Source organism: uncultured Chloroflexus sp. (genome assembly GCF_937951745.1).
Taxonomy (GTDB): Bacteria; Chloroflexota; Chloroflexia; order Chloroflexales; family Chloroflexaceae; genus Chloroflexus.
Genome location: NZ_CALFBQ010000049.1, coordinates 1 through 17,360 on the forward strand (window position 1 = coordinate 1; position 17,360 = coordinate 17,360).

11 protein-coding genes are annotated in these 17,360 nt (G+C 57.8%); 7 read left to right on the forward strand and 4 right to left on the reverse strand.

Going from position 1 to position 17,360, the window contains the following annotated elements; translation table 11 throughout:
- Nucleotides 1–388: hypothetical protein (locus tag Q1A59_RS12255; protein ID WP_299645070.1), on the reverse strand; the 388-nt coding region annotated here is incomplete at its 3' end.
- Between the two features lie 280 nt (nt 389–668).
- Between Q1A59_RS12255 and murJ the strand changes: the two genes are divergently transcribed.
- Both murJ and Q1A59_RS12265 read left to right on the forward strand, forming a co-directional pair.
- Complete coding sequence (gene murJ, locus Q1A59_RS12260; protein ID WP_298483222.1) at nt 669–2,030, forward strand: murein biosynthesis integral membrane protein MurJ; 1,362 nt, start codon at nt 669–671, stop codon at nt 2,028–2,030.
- Nucleotides 2,031–2,173: 143 nt separating this feature from the next.
- Entirely contained in the window at nt 2,174–4,348 is a 2,175-nt protein-coding gene (locus tag Q1A59_RS12265; RefSeq protein WP_299645071.1) for a diguanylate cyclase, read from the forward strand.
- Here the strand turns inward: Q1A59_RS12265 and Q1A59_RS12270 are convergent.
- From Q1A59_RS12270 to phoU, 3 genes are all read right to left on the reverse strand, one after another.
- Nucleotides 4,322–6,097 (reverse strand): choice-of-anchor Q domain-containing protein, encoded by a 1,776-nt coding sequence (locus Q1A59_RS12270; RefSeq protein WP_298403660.1) that lies wholly within the window; start codon nt 6,095–6,097, stop codon nt 4,322–4,324. The two genes, Q1A59_RS12265 and Q1A59_RS12270, sit on opposite strands and share 27 nt — an antisense overlap.
- 234 nt (nt 6,098–6,331) lie before the next feature.
- On the reverse strand, nt 6,332–9,925 hold the full coding sequence (gene metH / locus Q1A59_RS12275) for a methionine synthase (RefSeq protein WP_299645072.1): 3,594 nt from the start codon (nt 9,923–9,925) through the stop codon (nt 6,332–6,334).
- A gap of 271 nt (nt 9,926–10,196) precedes the next feature.
- Nucleotides 10,197–10,856 carry a phosphate signaling complex protein PhoU gene (gene phoU, locus Q1A59_RS12280; protein WP_298403666.1) on the reverse strand — a complete coding sequence of 220 codons (660 nt, stop codon included), beginning with the start codon at nt 10,854–10,856 and terminating at the stop codon, nt 10,197–10,199.
- A gap of 418 nt (nt 10,857–11,274) precedes the next feature.
- Here phoU and Q1A59_RS12285 point away from each other — a divergent pair, with 418 nt between their 5' ends.
- From Q1A59_RS12285 to Q1A59_RS12305, 5 genes are all read left to right on the forward strand, one after another.
- A complete protein-coding gene (locus tag Q1A59_RS12285; RefSeq protein WP_298403669.1) occupies nt 11,275–11,988 on the forward strand; it encodes a cysteine hydrolase family protein in 714 nt (237 codons plus the stop codon).
- Nucleotides 11,989–12,065: 77 nt separating this feature from the next.
- Nucleotides 12,066–13,565, forward strand: a complete 1,500-nt coding sequence (locus Q1A59_RS12290; protein ID WP_298403672.1) for a GAF domain-containing protein — start codon at nt 12,066–12,068, stop codon at nt 13,563–13,565.
- Between the two features lie 34 nt (nt 13,566–13,599).
- The gene (locus Q1A59_RS12295) at nt 13,600–14,871 is read left to right on the forward strand and encodes a pitrilysin family protein (protein WP_298403675.1); all 1,272 of its coding nucleotides are present in this window, start codon (nt 13,600–13,602) and stop codon (nt 14,869–14,871) included.
- Between the two features lie 9 nt (nt 14,872–14,880).
- Nucleotides 14,881–15,912 (forward strand): NAD(P)/FAD-dependent oxidoreductase, encoded by a 1,032-nt coding sequence (locus Q1A59_RS12300; protein WP_298403677.1) that lies wholly within the window; start codon nt 14,881–14,883, stop codon nt 15,910–15,912.
- 370 nt (nt 15,913–16,282) lie between these two features.
- The gene (locus tag Q1A59_RS12305; RefSeq protein ID WP_366144849.1) at nt 16,283–17,350 is read left to right on the forward strand and encodes a dipeptidase; all 1,068 of its coding nucleotides are present in this window, start codon (nt 16,283–16,285) and stop codon (nt 17,348–17,350) included.
- The last annotated feature ends 10 nt before the right edge of the window (nt 17,351–17,360 follow it).

Here is a 17,360-nt window from a genome sequence, read left to right on the forward strand (position 1 = left end):
GAAACATTGCGGGTATCAAGAGGAACATCCTATTCCAGCCGGGCCGCAAGCTTTTTTGCGCAATGTGTACGTTATTGACAGATATATCTAGTTGACGATCCTCAATACCACCACCATGGACTTCAAAGAATAAAAGATGATTGACATCGCTCAGCGCTTGCAGACGAATACGAGAGCGAGCGGCAAACCAACGAAATAAACCCTTCTCTCCACTCTCAACCGGCCCAATACCATAAACCGACACATCAGGAGGGAGATCAAAGGGAAATCGATAATGAAGTTCATTTGTGAAGAGGGTGACAAGAACAGGAGGCAAGACAAGACAACACAAGAGAAAAGACAATAGTTGTTGAGACATAAGGTTACGAGCACGGCGATAAACACTCATAACGTGACCTTCAGCGCGAGGAATGCGTAAGCTAATTCCTTACAATCGAATGGCAGGACGTATGCATGATGAACAGCAATACTGCTCTGCTCGGCAATCGCTATGAGGTGAATTATAATCTATAGCGAGTGTACCACTCGAAGCGTGCCGACCACGCTCAGACTCAAGAACTCACCGCATCACAAAACTGAACGCTATGCTCTTTCACCGTCTCTTCCATACCCCACCCCACGCGTGGTCAACCGTCTCATTCACAACCAGTGAAGGTTCTCTCCTCTTCATGACGGCATTTCTTATCTCAGCGGCATTTGGGGTCATCCGGCAAATACTGTTTAATGCCCGCTTCGGGATTGGCGAAGAAGCAGCGGCCCTCTACGCCGCGTTGCGTCTCGCCGAGACGGTAAGTACGCTGATTGCCGGTGGTGCGCTGACCAATGCGTTAGTGCCGTATGTGCTAATCGCGATGCGGCAGCACAGCAGCGCCGTTTCTACACTAATCAGCCGGCTCTTGACGATCGTGATGACAGTGGCTGTACCATTCACCCTTGTCTTCGGCATCACTGCCCCAGCACTGCTCCGTTGGCTCATTGCGCCGGGGCTTGATCCGGCAACACAAGCGTTGGCGACTCTGCTCACCCGCATCCTGATCGCCGAGATTGTGCTCCAAGTGGCGTATGGAGTCCTCAGCGCGGTGTTGATTGCCCGTGGCCAGTTTTTTCTGCCGGCGCTCGGCATTGCACTGCGGAATACGGTTATTATTCTCACGCTCCTCTGGCCGCAGGCGAGCATCGTAACTACAGCGATTGGCTCACTCGGCGACTCGGTTATTCAGCTCTTGCTACTCGTGCCGGGATTATTACATCACCGCCTACGGCTGCGACCGGCATGGCGGCTACGCGATCCGCTCGTGCGCGGAACACTGCGGCTGGCAATTCCGGGTGCAATCTCAGGAACGATTAACTACAGCAACGCGATCGTTGACACAGCGATTGCCAGTCTAGGCGCACAAGCAGCCGGACTTGGCGCTATGCATAATGCGCTCTTGTTGGGGCATCTTCCCCAGCGACTTTGTGGCACAGCCATTGGTCAAGCAGCGTACCCATACCTCGCCGCTGCAGCAATTGCGCGCGATCGTTCCCTCTTTAAGCAGCGCTGGCTCTGGGCAACCGGCGCCGCCATTATGCTCGCCACCCTCAGTGGGCTAGCGTTGGCATTCGGCGGACGCTGGCTCATCCAGATTCTGTTTGAGCGGGGTGCATTTGACAGCGCCGCCGGTGATCTCACCTTTGCCATTCTGCTGATCTTCGCAATCGGGCTGCCGGTGTACGTCATGGTCGAAGTCACCGGACGAGCGTTGATAGCACTCGGTGATGCGCGCACCCCTTTGGTAGCCAACCTTGCCCAACTCGCAAGCCGCATTACAGTGGCAATACCACTCTGGCCTACTGTCGGCGTCCTTGCGGTACCGATAGCCACGGTTATAAGCAGCATTGTTGAAGCCGTGATCCTTGGCGGTATGGTATTGATCCGACTACGCATACCGGCAGTATGGCAAGGAGTAGCGAACGAAGCGCAAGTGGTCGCGTGGCAAGATCGAGATGAGCAAAGCGGACTGGCTGAAAAGCCAAAAATTGCTTCTTAACCTGACTGTTGCCCGATCAACAAGACACCTACTACCAATAAAGCGTAACCCCATGCTTATCAAAAGGCAACCATATCTCTCGTTTTTTGCGAAGATCATAGGCTATACTACAGAAAAACCGATCATCGATCGGGAGAAGTGCGATGGCACCCGCAACAACATCATCAGATTTGCCAGAGTCGCACTGGCTAGGATGTGACGATGCTGCCCTGAAAGCCATTTTCGATCAGATACCTCTTTGCATCTGGGCTGTTGATCGCAATTATCAACTCGTATACGCCAATGCCACCTTCCGCTCTCGCCCACCAGCAGGCATTGCATCCTCACTTCACCTAGGCGCATCAGCACTTCCCCCTGAGTCGGCGGCTGAACGCAGAGCACACTGGCAAGACGCATACCAACGCGCGTTCAATGGCGAGGCGTATACGGTTACAATCGGCGCCGACAGCTATTATGTACAACCGTTCCAGCACCCGAAGCTTGGCACCTTGGCCGTGGTTATAACGACAACGCCGCCTGCATCTACTGACGACAGCGTACTCAAAGCCGCCGTCGCAGCAATTCCCGACCCATTGGGCATCTACGAAGCAGTGCGCAATCTGCGTGGTCAGATCGTCGATGCGCGGATCACGGCGGTTAACGCAACGATGTGTAGCGTAACCGGGTACCGCCGCGAGCAATTACTGAACCAACGGTTGCTTGATCTCTTTCCGCATTACCTGAATGATGGCACCTTCGCCGATTTACGCCGGTTGATCGAGACCGGCGTGCCAGTGCGCCGGACAACTACCATCCCCAAGCCGTCTGGTGAACAACGCTATGTCGAGGTGCATGCCGGCAAGCTCAATGACGGTTTTGTGGCTGTTTGGCGCGATATTCACCACCATTATCAGCTTAATCATCGCATTCGCCAGCAGGCCGAATTGTTGGATCAGATCGCTGATGCAGTTATTGCCACCGATCTCAACTATGTCGTCGTGAGTTGGAATCGCGGCGCTGAACAGATCTACGGTTGGACAGAGGAAGAGGTGATCGGCAAGCGGCTGGAAACCTTCTTCGAGACTCGTTTCAGCGATACGACAAGCGATGAAGCATCCGCCATCTTACGCGAAACTGGCCACTGGGAGGGCGAAGTTGAGCAACGGCGCCGCGATGGCAAGTACATCCCCATTCACTCGATCGTGGTGTTCATCCGTGATGAGCAAGGCACACCAACCGGTATTGTCGCTGTCAACCGCGACATCAGCGAGCGACGCCATTTTGAGATGCTGTTGATGAAAACCAATCAGCGGCTTGAGGAAGCCATGATTGAAGCGCGCCGGCAAGCCGCCGAGATCCTGATGGTTAACGAATTGCACGACCTCTTGCAAGTCTGCCAAACCACCAATGAGGCTGCCGAAGTCATTGCCTTCAGCTTGCAACGGATCTTCCCACGCCAGAGCGGCTATCTGATGGTGCGGCAACCGGGGACGGCCAATCTGAACCTATTGGCCGCTTGGAGCGCCACTACAACTGCCCCAACTTCGATGAGCATTGACCAATGCTGGGCCTTGCGGCGTGGCTTGATCCACCGTACCTGCGCTGGTGAAGGTATGCGCTGCGCTCATATCCGTGCAGATCCTGACGATTGCACGTGTTGCGTCCCGCTCGTCGTGCAGGGAGAAATCTACGGCCTGCTCCACATTGCCGGCACTGAATTACCGCGCAGCGAGTTGATCGTGATGACCGGCGACACGCTGAAGTTGGCGCTCTCTAATCTGGAGTTACGGGCGACATTGCGCGAACAGGCAATCATTGATTCATTAACTGGCCTATACAACCGGCGCTATCTTGAGTCAAGCCTGCCGCGCGAACTTCACCGCGCGCAGCGCGAGCAAACGCCGCTCGCGGTGGCGATGATTGATATTGACCACTTCAAGCAATTCAACGACCAGTATGGCCACGACGCCGGCGATACCCTCTTGCGCGAACTAGCAATTATCTTTCGCGAGCATTTGCGCCAGAGTGATCTCGCTTGTCGCTATGGCGGCGAAGAGTTTGTTTTGATTCTGCCGGGTGTCAATCGCGCAACTGCCCAAACGCGCTTGCAACTTCTCCGAGAGACGGTGCAGCGGCGGCAGATCTCCTTTGCCGGTCGACTACTTGGGCCGGTCACCATCTCGATCGGATTCGTGGTGTGTGAGTCAAATGACCAAAATGCGCATCTGATCATTCAACACGCCGACACAGCACTCTACGCAGCCAAACACAGTGGGCGCAATCAGGTGGTTGACTTTGCCGACTTACATCTCTTACCGTCTGACGAAGGGAACGAATAGTTTGACCGGTGCTTGTGTCACCTCCACGCTTAGGCCATTGCCAAACGCGCTGCATACGATTTCGCTACAAGCACGGAGACGAATGGTATAACGGCCCTGATCGAGCAGGATGCGGTTATCGGTAACTGGGAGCACCCATGTTGCGCCATCGTCGCGTCGCGCTTCAACTTCGTACCGCACTGCACCGGCCACCGGAGCGAACGACAACTGCACCAACGGCCCGCCGTTATGGCTGGCCAGTCCGATCAGCGTGGGTGGATCAAGCTGGCCAGCCGGCGCAGAGCCACCATACTCAAACGCACCGAGATCGCACGCGCCCACCCGCGCTGCACCCCGTTGATCGAGCGGCGGGCAATCAGCGCCCGCGTCAATCGCCGGACTACCAGCGAGAAGGGCAAGGGTCGGTAACGAGCCACCATGGTACGCTACGGCGGTTTCAAGCCGTGGATCTGTCTTAGTGATACCGCTTATGCAGGTGCGACCTTCAGGACTTTGCAGGTTACGGCTGCCGCGAAACGTACCGAAACACTGCATTGAGTCGTGGGAGCTACCGAGTTGATTACTGGCGATAATCACATTGCGCAACTCGACGTCAGCGCTATTACTGGACGTATTGTAGATACCGCCGCCGAGCCGGTCGGCGTAGTTGTGCGCAACAGTGACATTAATTAGGGTCGCTTGCCCACCGTTAAAATAGAGACCGCCGCCGTTGCCTTGATCGGCGGTTGGCGCATCAGCGCGATTGCCCACTACGGTGAGATTAGCGAGGATGGAGCGATTCCAGCCGGCATAGAAGGTCGTCTGCGCGATCAGAATCGCACCACCGTTATCTTCAGAACGGTTATTAACAAACGTCGAGTCGCGCAGCGTAAGAGGGCCATTGTGATGCATCAACGCGCCGCCGCTGGCTCGATTGTTACTGCTAAGGTAAACGACATTATCGGCGAAGAAGCTGCGCTCGATTTCAGAACGGTCGGGATGGTACAGGTACGAATAGACCGCACCGCCAAAATTACGCGCCTTGTTGCCGATAAAAATGCTATCACGGATCACAATCTGGCCGCCAACACCTGATTGGCCAGCGCCATCGTTGTAGATCGCACCGCCAAACCCGAAATTGGCCACCACACCGCCACGTGAACTATCGTTGTTACGGAAGGTCGAACGCAATACGGTGATCGGACAGCGCAGATTGTAGATGGCTCCGCCATTGATGCCGCGGTTGTTCTCAAAAAGGCTGTCTTCGATGTGAAGCTTACCAAAATGCATCGAGATAGCCCCGCCGCCTTCTTCATCAGTTCCAGCCGTGCTATCGTTGTTGCGGAAAATACTGTTGTAGATGAAGACCTGCGCGTTGAGGCCGGCGGAACGGATTGCGCCACCTTCGACGCTTCGCCCGTCAACCAACGTAAGATTACGGATAGTCAGAGTCGTGTCGTAGAGCCAAATAATGCGGGTGCGTCCGCCACCGCTCAGCGTCACCCGCCCGCCCTGCTGCGGGCCACCGCCGTCGATCTCAGTATTCTGGCGCACTTCCAATTGACTCGAGAGGGTAATCGTCACGGGTTGAGGACCACAGTTGAAGGTGACCCGTCCGCCATTGGCAACAGCGGCGCGGAGTGCAGCTTCGGTGCAACTCGCCGGCGTGCCGTTGCCAACTACACCGGCAGCACGAACCGGTGTTGCTGTCCAGAAGAGAAGGAGGCCGAGGAGGATCAGCCAGTGCACCGGAGATGATAGATTGTTCATTTTCTACCCTTGTGTAACGGTGCTGAGATGAAATTTCATTCATTTCGCAGGGTAGATGATTGGCTGGAGATGATCTACATGACTTTTGGGCTATATATGTAGATAGGACTAAAATGGGCGAGCAAAGTGAATAGATTGTCACATTGGGGATACCATAGGGGCACAGCCTGCTGGGCCCCTACGGTTGGATTGCTGCGGTGTACGAAATGGTTAAGGGCACAGCATACTAGGCCCCTACGGTGTGGATTGGGTATCGGTTTCGGCGCGTTCGATGGTGCTGCCGATGCTGAAATACTTTGCTTCGGGATGATGCACCACGATCGCGGCGGTACTTTGTTCAGGCACGAGTTGGAAGGCTTCGGTTAACGTAACCCCAATCTCTTCACCGGGCAAAATCTGCCAGAGCTTGGCATGTTCGGCGAGATCGGGGCAGGCGGGGTAGCCCCACGAATACCGCTTACCCCGCCGTTCATCGAGGCCCAGCCCTTGCCGGATGATACGGTTAGTGTATTCGGCCAGCGCCTCGGCTAAACTGACGCCGAGGCCGTGAATGTAGTAGCTGCGGCTGTAGTCGCCGCGCCGTTGCAATTCATCAACCAGTTCATCAACCGCGCTACCCATCGTAACAATCTGGAACGCGGCGACATCATATTCACCGCTTTCGACGCTGCGGAAGTAGTCACTAATGCAGAGGCGCTCGCGGGCCGGCTGGCGCGGGAAGACAAAGCGAGTGAGTTCGCGCGAGCGGTTAGCCGGATCATAGACGATCAATTCTAGACCATCGCTCTGCACCGGAAAGTAGCCGTAGATCACTTTCGGCTGCAACCAGCCGTCACGCTCAGCCTCAGCCAGCAATTGGCGCACCTTCTGATCAAACTCGGCCCGCAGTTGCTCCCACTCAGCGCCTTTGGCATTCTTGGCCCCCCATTGCAGCCGGTAGAGACTGTTGCGATCAAGACATTCGAGGACATCGCTCAAGCGGATACGGCTAGTAGCCCGCCATCCCCAGAAAGGCGGCACCGGCACCGGCACATCGGTGCGCACCGCCGAACGCACACCGGCAGCAGTGGCCTGCGACGCTACACCGAGTTCATCCAAGGCCACCCGCCCGGTTACGCGCCGATGCAGCACATTCGCCGCTTCGCGGATCGTCTGCTCGATAAACTGCTCGCGGATAGCCGGATCGCTCAGCCGATCCATGGTCTCTAGCCCCTCAAAGGCATCTTTGCAGTAAAAGACGCCGGCGGGGTACGGTTCTTCCTCATCGACAAAGGTGATGCGCTGGCCGTATTGGCGATTGATCGCGGCACCGCCGACCAGCACCGGAATATTGAGTCCGCGCCGATACAACTCTTGCACACAGAGCGGCATCTGCTTGCTTGTACTGACCAGCAGCGCCGAGAGACCGATCGCATCGGCTTGCACTTCCAGCGCCTTCTCAATGATGGTATTAATCGGTACCTGCTTACCGAGATCGTAGACGGTGTAGCCGTTGTTGGAGAGGATGGTATTGACCAGATTCTTACCGATATCATGCACATCGCCGTACACCGTTGCCAGCACCACCTTCGCCTTGCTCGAACCTTCAATGCGGTCAAGGTAGTTTTCGAGCCGGGCGACCGCCTTCTTCATCGCTTCGGCGCTCTGCAAAACAAAGGGCAAGATCAGTTGGCCGGCGCCAAACAGATCGCCAACCTCTTTCATCGCCGGCAACAGCACGTTATTCAGCACCTCAATCGCCGCCCGACCCTGTGGCGACGCACCCTGTTCATCACGCGCCGCCGCCGCCGGATCGCTGAGGTGCAAGCCAAGCGCTTGCAAGCGCTCATCAACTGCTTGATCAATATCGTCCTCGATCCCCTCTTTCTTGCGGTGCAGAATTTTCCAATGCAACCGCTGATCGACCGTCATACCGGCAGTGGGGTCTTCGCGCTCGTTGTCGCTGCTGGCAGCATGCTGTTCAAAATAGGCGATAAAGCGGGCCAGCGCATCTTCGCGACGGGCAAAGATCAGGTCTTCGCACAGCTCGCGTTGTTCAGGATCGATTTCAGCATAAGGAGTCACGTGGGCCGGGTTAATAATCGCGGTATCAAGACCGGCGGCCACAGCGTGGTAGAGGAAGACCGAATTGAGCGCAGCGCGGGCATGCGGGGCCACACCAAAGCTGAGATTGCTCACGCCAAGCGTGGTAAAACAGCCGGGAATTCGTTGTTTGACGAGCCGAATTCCTTCGAGCGTCTCGATCGCCGAGCGGCGCAGCTCTTCTTGACCGGTCGTAATCGGGAAGGTCAACACATCGAAGACGAGCGCTTCGGCGGGCAAACCATACTCATCGCGGGCAATTTGGGCGATCCGCTCGGCGATGGCTACTTTGTGCTCGGCAGTGTGAGCCATGCCCTCCTCGTCGATGGTCATTGCAATCACTGCTGCACCGTAGCGCGCCGCCAACGGCAACACCTTATCAATCTTCGCGCCTCGTCCACCCTCAAGCGAGACCGAATTGATCAGAGCGCGACCGGGATAGATTGACAACGCCGCCTCAAGCACATCAGCTTCAGTTGTATCAATCACTAATGGCAACTCGATATTGAGGGTCAGCTTTTTGATCAGGCGCGTCATCTGCTCTTTTTCGTCAGTGCGCTCGGTCATCGCCACACAGACATCGAGCATATGCGCGCCGCTCTCGACCTGCTCGCGGGCCACTTCAAGCGCGCCATCGTAGTTGTCGCGCAGCAGCAGCCGCTTCACCTTCCGCGAACCGAGCGTATTCAACCGCTCGCCGATCATAGTGAGGGTAGCATCTTGGCGCAGCGCCGCGGCGCGAATGCCTGAACTGACGCTGGGAATATATTCCACCTGCCGCGGTTTGGGTCGAGGCACATCACCCAAGATCTGGCGCAAACGGGCAATATGAGCGGGGCGGGTACCACAACAGCCGCCAACGACCGAGACACCGTAATCGAGCACAAACTCGCTTAGCGTCTCGGCAAACGGCTCCGGCTCCATCGGATAAACTGTGCGTCCCTCCACCTCAAGCGGCAAGCCGGCGTTGGGGATGCACGAAATCGGCTTACGCGAATGGGCAGTCAGATACTCGATCGCCGCCCGCATATGTTCGGGGCCGGTGCCACAATTGAGACCGATCACATCAACCGGCATCGCTTCGAGGGTGGCGATCAGCGCGGGCACATCGGTACCCAGTAGCATACGCCCAGACAGATCGAGAAAGACCTGCGCCTGCACCGCAATATCGGGCCGGTTGAGATCGAGCTTAGCCCGGCGGATGCCGTCGAGCGCAGCCTTGACTTCAAGAATGTCAACACTCGTCTCAACCAACAACAGATCAACGCCACCCTCGATCAAGCCAATCGCTTGCTCGCGAAACATGTCTGACAACTCGGCAAAGGTAATATTGCTCAGCTCAGGATCATCTGACGAGGGCAGCTTGCCGGTCGGCCCCATCGAACCGGCGACGTAGCGCGGGCGGCCATCACGTTCGGCGAAGCGATCAGCGACCCGGCGCGCTAGCGCTGCGGCGGCACGGTTGATCTCAATCGTGCGATCACCCAATCCCCATTCGGCAAGACGGAGGCGAGTGCTTTGAAAGGTATTGGTCTCGATCACATCGCAACCGGCCTCGAGAAATGAGGTATGAATCGCTTCAATCACATCGGGACGGGTGATTACCAGATAATCGCGACAGCCAAAGGTTGCCTCGCCGCCGTAATCCTCGGCGGTCAGATCAAAGGTATCGATCGAGGTACCCATTGCGCCGTCGTAGATCAACACCCGTTCGGCTAGAGCTTGGAGATAGGTTGGTCGCGTCACATCCGCCTCGTCAGATCTTCTAGAAAGGGAACACCGCAGCGCGTTCCTAGCTAAAATATCCCATAAACAAGCGCCGGCAGCCTCTAGCAACAGCGCCGGCGCTGAGTCGTTTCACAACGTATACTATATCATAATAAGTGGTAAGCGCGCATAGAGCCGAGACACTCGCCAGGCGGAGAGATGGCTAGCACGGAACGATGGCGGGAGCAGCACAAGGTTTGTACCGGTAGGACGTATCATGATGTATCCCTGCCAGCCGCAGCGGATAGGCCTAGTTCAGCGTCGTCTGGCTACTTGTCACCAAATAGATCACCCGTTCGCCGATATTGGTGGCGCGATCGGCAGTGCGCTCGAGGGCATGCACCATATCCAGCAGATCGATCGCCGCTTCAAACCGGTCAGGGTCTTGACGGGCATCGGCGATGATCAGGGCGCGCAAGGCATCTTCTAGCTCATCCACTCGCTCATCGTGAGTGGTCAGTGAACGAGCCAATTCGGCATCTTGGCGCAAAAACGCTTCGAGGCTGGTATTAACCATCTGCAACGCCAGTTGGGCCATCTCGTGAATCTGGGGCGGCGGCGCGACAAAAGCTACACGGCGCGACGCGCGCCGCACCCGCTTGGCAATGCTGTTGGCATAATCGCCAATCCGCTCCAACTCGCCGGCAATTGCTGTCACCACGCTGGTCAAACGCAGGTCAGACGCCACTACCGGCTGCTGGGTAGCCAATACGTGGATCACACTCTCTTCCAATGTCCGCCACGCTTCATCGATCTGCTGATCATCGTGAATAATCTGCGCCGCAGCAACGGTATCCCATGTTTCAAGGCAATGAATAGCGCGTAACAATTGCTGCTCGACCATACTGAACATTCGCAGCAGATCTTCACGCAAGGCGCTGATCTGGCGAATATAGCGTTCGCGCACCATGTCTATTCCTCCTCGCCTAAGCTGAATCAGCGTACCATCTCTCGGCTGCCAAACCCATACCGCGGCGCTGTCGATCTGATTTTGCGCACAGTAAGAGCCAATCCCATTATACTTGAAACTTCATTGGAATTGGTGAAGAATCTGCCGCATTGGAGCGTTATCACTTTATTATCAGACAACTCGCCAATACATCATCAGGATAGGTTATTTGACTTGTATCAAGGTAGAAAACAAATAGCATAGCGTTAGAACATCAGCGGCTCGCTCAAGATTGCCAGACGGACGATTGCTGTGATACACCATCCCGTCAGCCCATGATTGCGATGAAGCACAGGCTGCCCAGCCGATCTTCGCTTGACGCACACGCCAGTTCGTGGTAAAATAGTGTCAGTTTTACACCAAAGAAAGGAGGCCAGTGATGCCCGCAATCCACGATTTGGCTACGCGCAGCGCACCATTTCTGACCTATCTCGAGCAGTGGTATAACACCTTGCCGGAAGTTGATCTCGCGACGATCATTGGCGATGCGCCGGAACGGGTTGCACTCTGTTCGATCGACATGATCAACGGCTTCTGCAAAGAGGGGCCGCTGGCCGGGCCACGAGTCGGCGCGCTAGTCGAGCCAGTGGTCATGCTGTTCAACCGCGCCTACGAGCTAGGGGTGCGCGCTTTTGTGTTAACCCAAGACACCCACGATCCGGCGACGCCAGAGTTCGCCGCCTACCCGCCGCACTGTGTAGCCGGCACTGCCGAAAGCCAGACGATTCGCGAGCTGGCTGAGTTGCCATTTGCCAATCAGATTGTGGTAATTGAAAAGAACTCGCTCAGCTCGCACCTTGGCACCCGCTTCGGCGCATGGCTGGCCGAGCATCCACAGCTCGACACCTTTGTGCTGGTTGGCGATTGCACCGATCTATGCGTCTACACCGCCGCAATGCATCTGCGGCTCGAAGCCAACGCTTTCAATCTCAAACGGCGGGTCATTGTAGCCGCCAACGCGGTTGACACCTTCGACACCCCGGTGACAGTGGCACGCGAGCTTGGCATCTATGCCCACGACGGCGATTTGCACCACGTCTTGTTCTTGCACCACATGGCGCAAAACGGGGTTGAAGTGGCGAATATCCGCTAACCATCGTCCGGCGGCATCTCTGGCTAGTATCGTGGTATACTAGATCCTTGATCGCCGCAATACTGCCGGGAATGACTATGCCGGACACCGAAGATCTTGCTGCTCTGACTGTCGCCGAACTGGTGGCGCACGTGCGCGAGTTGCGCAGCGCCAACGCCCAACTGCGCCGCCAGTTGCACCCCGCCGGCCCGCCTTTGGCCGTCCACGCGATAGCTGAGGAACTGATCCGGCAAACATCGTTGTTGGCGCGGCTAGGGATCGAGTTTCGCGACGACCTCGAACCGATGGCGCTAGCGCAGCAGGCGTTACAGTCGGTCACGATCAATCTACCCGCCGATGAAGCGACTGTCGTGCTGCTTGGCCCCGATCAGCAACCGGCCTATGCGCTGACGGCGGCGCTTGGCGCGCCACGGCTGTTGCCGCCTGAACGGGCCGCCGAACTGATCACGCAGGGCAGTGCCGGTTGGGCCTTGCGCCACGGCAGCAGTGTGGTCTTGCTCGATCTCGCCAACGATATTCGTCGCTTCCAGCTCCGCGAATTGCAGGCCGGCGGCAGTCTGATCGCGACGCCGATCCGGCAATCAACGGCAACGATCGGGGTGCTGATCGTCTATCGGCTCGCCACTCACGCCTTTAGTAGCAGTGATCTGATCTTGATCGAGAGCGTGGCCACCCAGCTCGGCGTCGCCATTGGCGCGGCGCGGCTCCATCAGCAAAGTCGCCTCCGCCAACAACATATTTTGACCTTGCTCAACTTCGGCCAGACGTTTACGGCCAGCCATACCTTGGGCGATGTGGCGGCGCAGTGCCATACCATCGCGACCGAAACCTTTGCTGCTCGTTGGGGCTTGCTCTTCGTGCGCCCCTCGCCCCAGAGCCAACCGGCTTGGATCGCACCTACCAACCTCTCGCTTGAAGCGCCGGTCGCCGCTGCTGGCGGCGCAGCCCAATTGACGGCTGATAGCCAGAGCGTGGTGACGATGGCGCTCACCGACGAGCTGACCTGCATTGCCCTGCCTTTGATCCACGACGGCGCATCGATCGGCGGGTTGGCGCTCGGTTATGTCGGCCCGCAAGCCACTTCATCCGGCCTTGATTGGAACCTGTTGGAATTGTTTGCCCGCCAGACCGCGACGGTCTGCGCCACGTTACAACTCGTCGCCCGCTTACGCGAACAGACACAGCTCCTCGAAGAGCTGATTGCCGAACGCACGAATCAACTGCAACGCTCACGTGATTTGTTGCGGGTCGTGTTTGATAGTCTCCCCGAAGGCGTGGCCTTGCTCGACGAGAGCGAACGGCTCGCTGCTGCTAATACCGTCTTCGCCAATCAAATCATTGGCCGCCATCCCCGTGAGTTAGTCGGCAAGACCTACGCCCATCTGCTGCGCATGATCGAACGCGCAGCGCCAACCTCGATTGAACTGCTGCCTGACCCGCGAGCCGGACGGCAACGGCTACGCATCCGACAGATGTTCCCTGACGGCGCGCGCAGTTATGTGATCGAACGGATGGACATTCCAGCATCGCATGGCCAGCCGGCCTCGCGCTTAGAGTTCTGGCGGCGCGAACTGTAGTTGTTTCCGTTGTCTAGCACCTTAGAATCATACGATGCCATACTTACACACAACCCGCAATGGAATTCGCATCTTGATCGAAGAGTTGCCGCACACCCATTCGGTGGCGATCGGTTGTTTCATTGATATTGGCGCTCGCTATGAGCCGGCAGAAGTGGCCGGCGCTGCTCATTTTATCGAGCATATGCTCTTTAAAGGCGCCGGCGCGTACCCGACAGCCCATGCTATTTCGCTGGCGATTGAGGGGGTCGGTGGCTATCTTAACGCCTCAACCGGTTATGAAACGACCGTCTTCTACGCTAAAGTTGCTGCGATCCATTTCGATCGCGCATTGCACGTGTTAAGCGAGATGCTGCAACGCCCGCTGTTTGACGCAACTGAATTGGAAAAAGAGCGGCGGGTGATTATCGAAGAGATTCGCGGGATTCAAGACAACCCCACCGAAGTCGTACATGTGTTGTTGCAGCAGACGATGTGGGGCGATCACCCATTTGGGCGTGACATCGCTGGCAACATTGCCACCGTGAGCGCCATATCGCGCACCGAGCTGTTGCACTTTTTCCGGCGAGGCTACCATGCCGGCAATCTGGTGGTGTCGGTCGCCGGCAAGATCAGCGCCGACCAAGCGATCCCTGCAATCGAGCGCGCCTTTGCTGATCTGCCTACCGGCCAGCGTCCCGTCGCAGTTGCGGCGCCGGCGTTGCCGCGAGAACAACGGCTGAGCCTCTTGCCACGCGATATTGAGCAGGGCAATGTCTGTCTTGGTCTGCCCGGCGTCTCATACCACGACCCCGACCGGCGAGCAGTGCAGGCGCTTGATGCCCTGCTCGGCGGCGGTATGTCGTCGCGCCTGTTCCAGACCATCCGCGAAGAGCACGGTCTCAGTTACAATATCGGCTCGTACCATAACGAGTTTGCCGATACCGGCATGTGGGTGATCTACGCCGGGGTGGAACCGGAGGCCTTACGCGATGCGGTGGCGATGACGCGCCAGATTGTACGCGATTTGGCCGAGTACGGCCCGACGACGCAAGAACTGGCAACGGTGAAAGAGCAACTGAAAGGCAGTTTGCTGCTCTCGTTGGAAGACACATGGTCGGTAGCGTCACGTAACGCCGCCAGCTTGCTTCGCCACCAGACAGTGCAACCAGTTGAGCAGATCGTGGCCGAGATAGATGCGCTCACCCTTGCCGACTTGCAGCGCGCTGCGCACCGCTTGTTGGGAGATCAGCAACAGTGGCTGGCGGTAGTTGGCCCGTATGATGACGATGATCGGGCCGATTTGCAAGCCCTGCTCGAAGAATGAGGCTGGTTGATGAAAACGGTTGCTGTTGTTGGTGCTGGGATGGCCGGGTTGGCCGCCGCTTGCGCACTGCAAGCCGCTGGCATCGCCACGGTGGTGTTTGAAAAGAGTCGTGGTGTGGGCGGGCGCGCCGCCACCCGCCGCATTGGCGATTGTTGTTTCGACCACGGCGCGCAATATGTGAAAGCGCCTTCGGCTGCTCTGCAAGACCTCATTGCCGCCACCGGCGATGCGGTGCAAATCCAGCGCCCGGTATGGACGTTTACCGCCGCCAACCAGATCGGCCCCGGCGATCTTGCGTATGGAAATGAGCAAAAGTGGACGTGGCCCGCCGGTATCACGCGCTTGGCTAAGTATCTCGCCAACGGCCTCGATGTGCGGCTAGAGACCACCGTTGCGAGCATGTATGCCACCGGCGACCGCTACCGTCTCACTGCTGCTGATGGAAGCGATCTGGGCCGCTTTGACGCCGTGCTGCTCACTGGACCCGCCCCGCAGAGTGCTGCGATCCTCGCCGCCGGCGATCTCGCGCCGGCGAGTGCCGCCCTGATCGCAGCGCTCCATTCCGTCCAATACCGCCGCTCGATCAGTATCACTGCCGCCTTCCCCCACCGCCCTAACGTGCCTTGGTATGCGCTGGTCAATATCGATCGCCAACACCCAATCAGTTGGCTGGCTTGCGAACACGATAAGCCGGGCCGGGCTCCAGATGAGGTCGGCTTATTGATCGCGCAGATGAGCGACGGGTGGGCAACCACCCACTGGGACACGTTGCAGAAAGGGACCTTCGCCCCCGCCGATCCGTTACCGCCGCCAATCAACGAGGCGTTGGCGGCGATCCGGGTTCTCGCCGGCGACTTAGGTGCGCCGCTGTGGATCAATGTACAACGCTGGCGCTACGCTTTGCCAGACACCGCTACCCCGTTGACGACAATGGATCGGATTGTTGTGGCGGGTGATATGGTAGCCGGGCAGGGTCGAGTGCATCTAGCCATCGAAGAGGGCTGGCGCGCTGCTGATCAGATTCGGGGGTGGTTGGAGTAGGTGAAATCTCGTCATTGAAGGGGGCGAAGCTCTCGTAGCAATCTCCCGCGCAGGCGCGAACGAACGCTGGACGCTTGCGTGCAAAAGCGGGGGGCTTCGCTGCCCACCGGCGGCGCACCCTAACCGGTGGGGAACACACGATGCGTAAAAGATGTCCCTCCTGCGGTCGCGGGAGATTGCTCCCACTCCACCGACGGTGCGGCTGTAGCGACCGATCCCTCCCGCGATCGCGGGAGATCGCTGCGGGGGCGGGTCAACTAGCTCCGCTGGCTGACCTCATCCCCCCGCAATGACTCACGAGGCGCATTGACGTCTGTTCCCCAACTCTTTCTCTCTGTAAGCGAGATGAGGAAACATCAAGGAAAACATGATGACAACCTCTGTGTGGCCACCAGTCTTTGACGGGCACAACGATGTGGTGCTCGACCTGTATCGGCCTGAACCGGGTAAAGAGCGTGACTTCTTTACTGCCAGCCCGCACGGCCATCTTGATCTGCCCCGCGCCCGCGCCGGCGGGTTTGGCGGCGGGTTCTTTGCAATCTACGTGCCGCCGCCGCCTGCTCCCAAACCGCAGGCTACACCACTGCCCGAACCACCCTACCACCTGCCGTTGCCGCCGGCGCTCGATCACGGTTATGCCCTGCGCACGACCTTAGCGATGGCGGCGCGTTTGTTTCGCGTCGAAGCCGAATCGCAAGGCCAGTTGCGCGTCTGCCGCACGGCTGGCGAGATTGCCGATTGTCTCGCCAACAATGTCATTGCTGCCATCTTTCACATCGAAGGCGCTGAGGCGATCGGCCCCGATCTCGATGAGCTTGAGGTGCTCTACCAAGCTGGCCTACGCTCGCTTGGCCCGGTCTGGAGCCGGCCTAATATCTTTGGCTACGGCGTGCCGTTCGCCTTTCCCGCCTCGCCCGATATTGGCCCCGGCCTAACCGAGGCTGGCAAGGCGTTGGTGAAAGCGTGCAACCGACTGCGCATCATGATCGATCTTTCGCACCTCAACGAAGCCGGCTTTTGGGATGTGGCCCGCCTGAGCGACGCGCCGCTCGTGGCGACCCACTCCAACGCGCATGCGATCTGCCCGAGCAGCCGCAATCTGACCAACCAGCAGCTCGCGGCGATCCGCGAATCGGGTGGGATGGTCGGGCTGAACTTCGCCGTCACCTTCTTACGCCCCGACGGGCAGCGCGATGCCAATATGCCGCTGGCGGTGATGGTGCAGCATATCCAGTATTTGGTCGAACGATTGGGCATTGATCACGTCGGTTTCGGCTCTGACTTTGATGGCGCACTGATGCCGGCAGCCATCGGCGATGTGGGCGGTCTGCCCCGCCTCTTGCAGGCGCTGGCCGAGGCCGGGTTTACGCCAGCCGAACTGCGCAAGCTGGCTTACGAGAATTGGCTGCGCGTTCTGCGTTTGACGTGGGGAGGATAAACAAACTAGT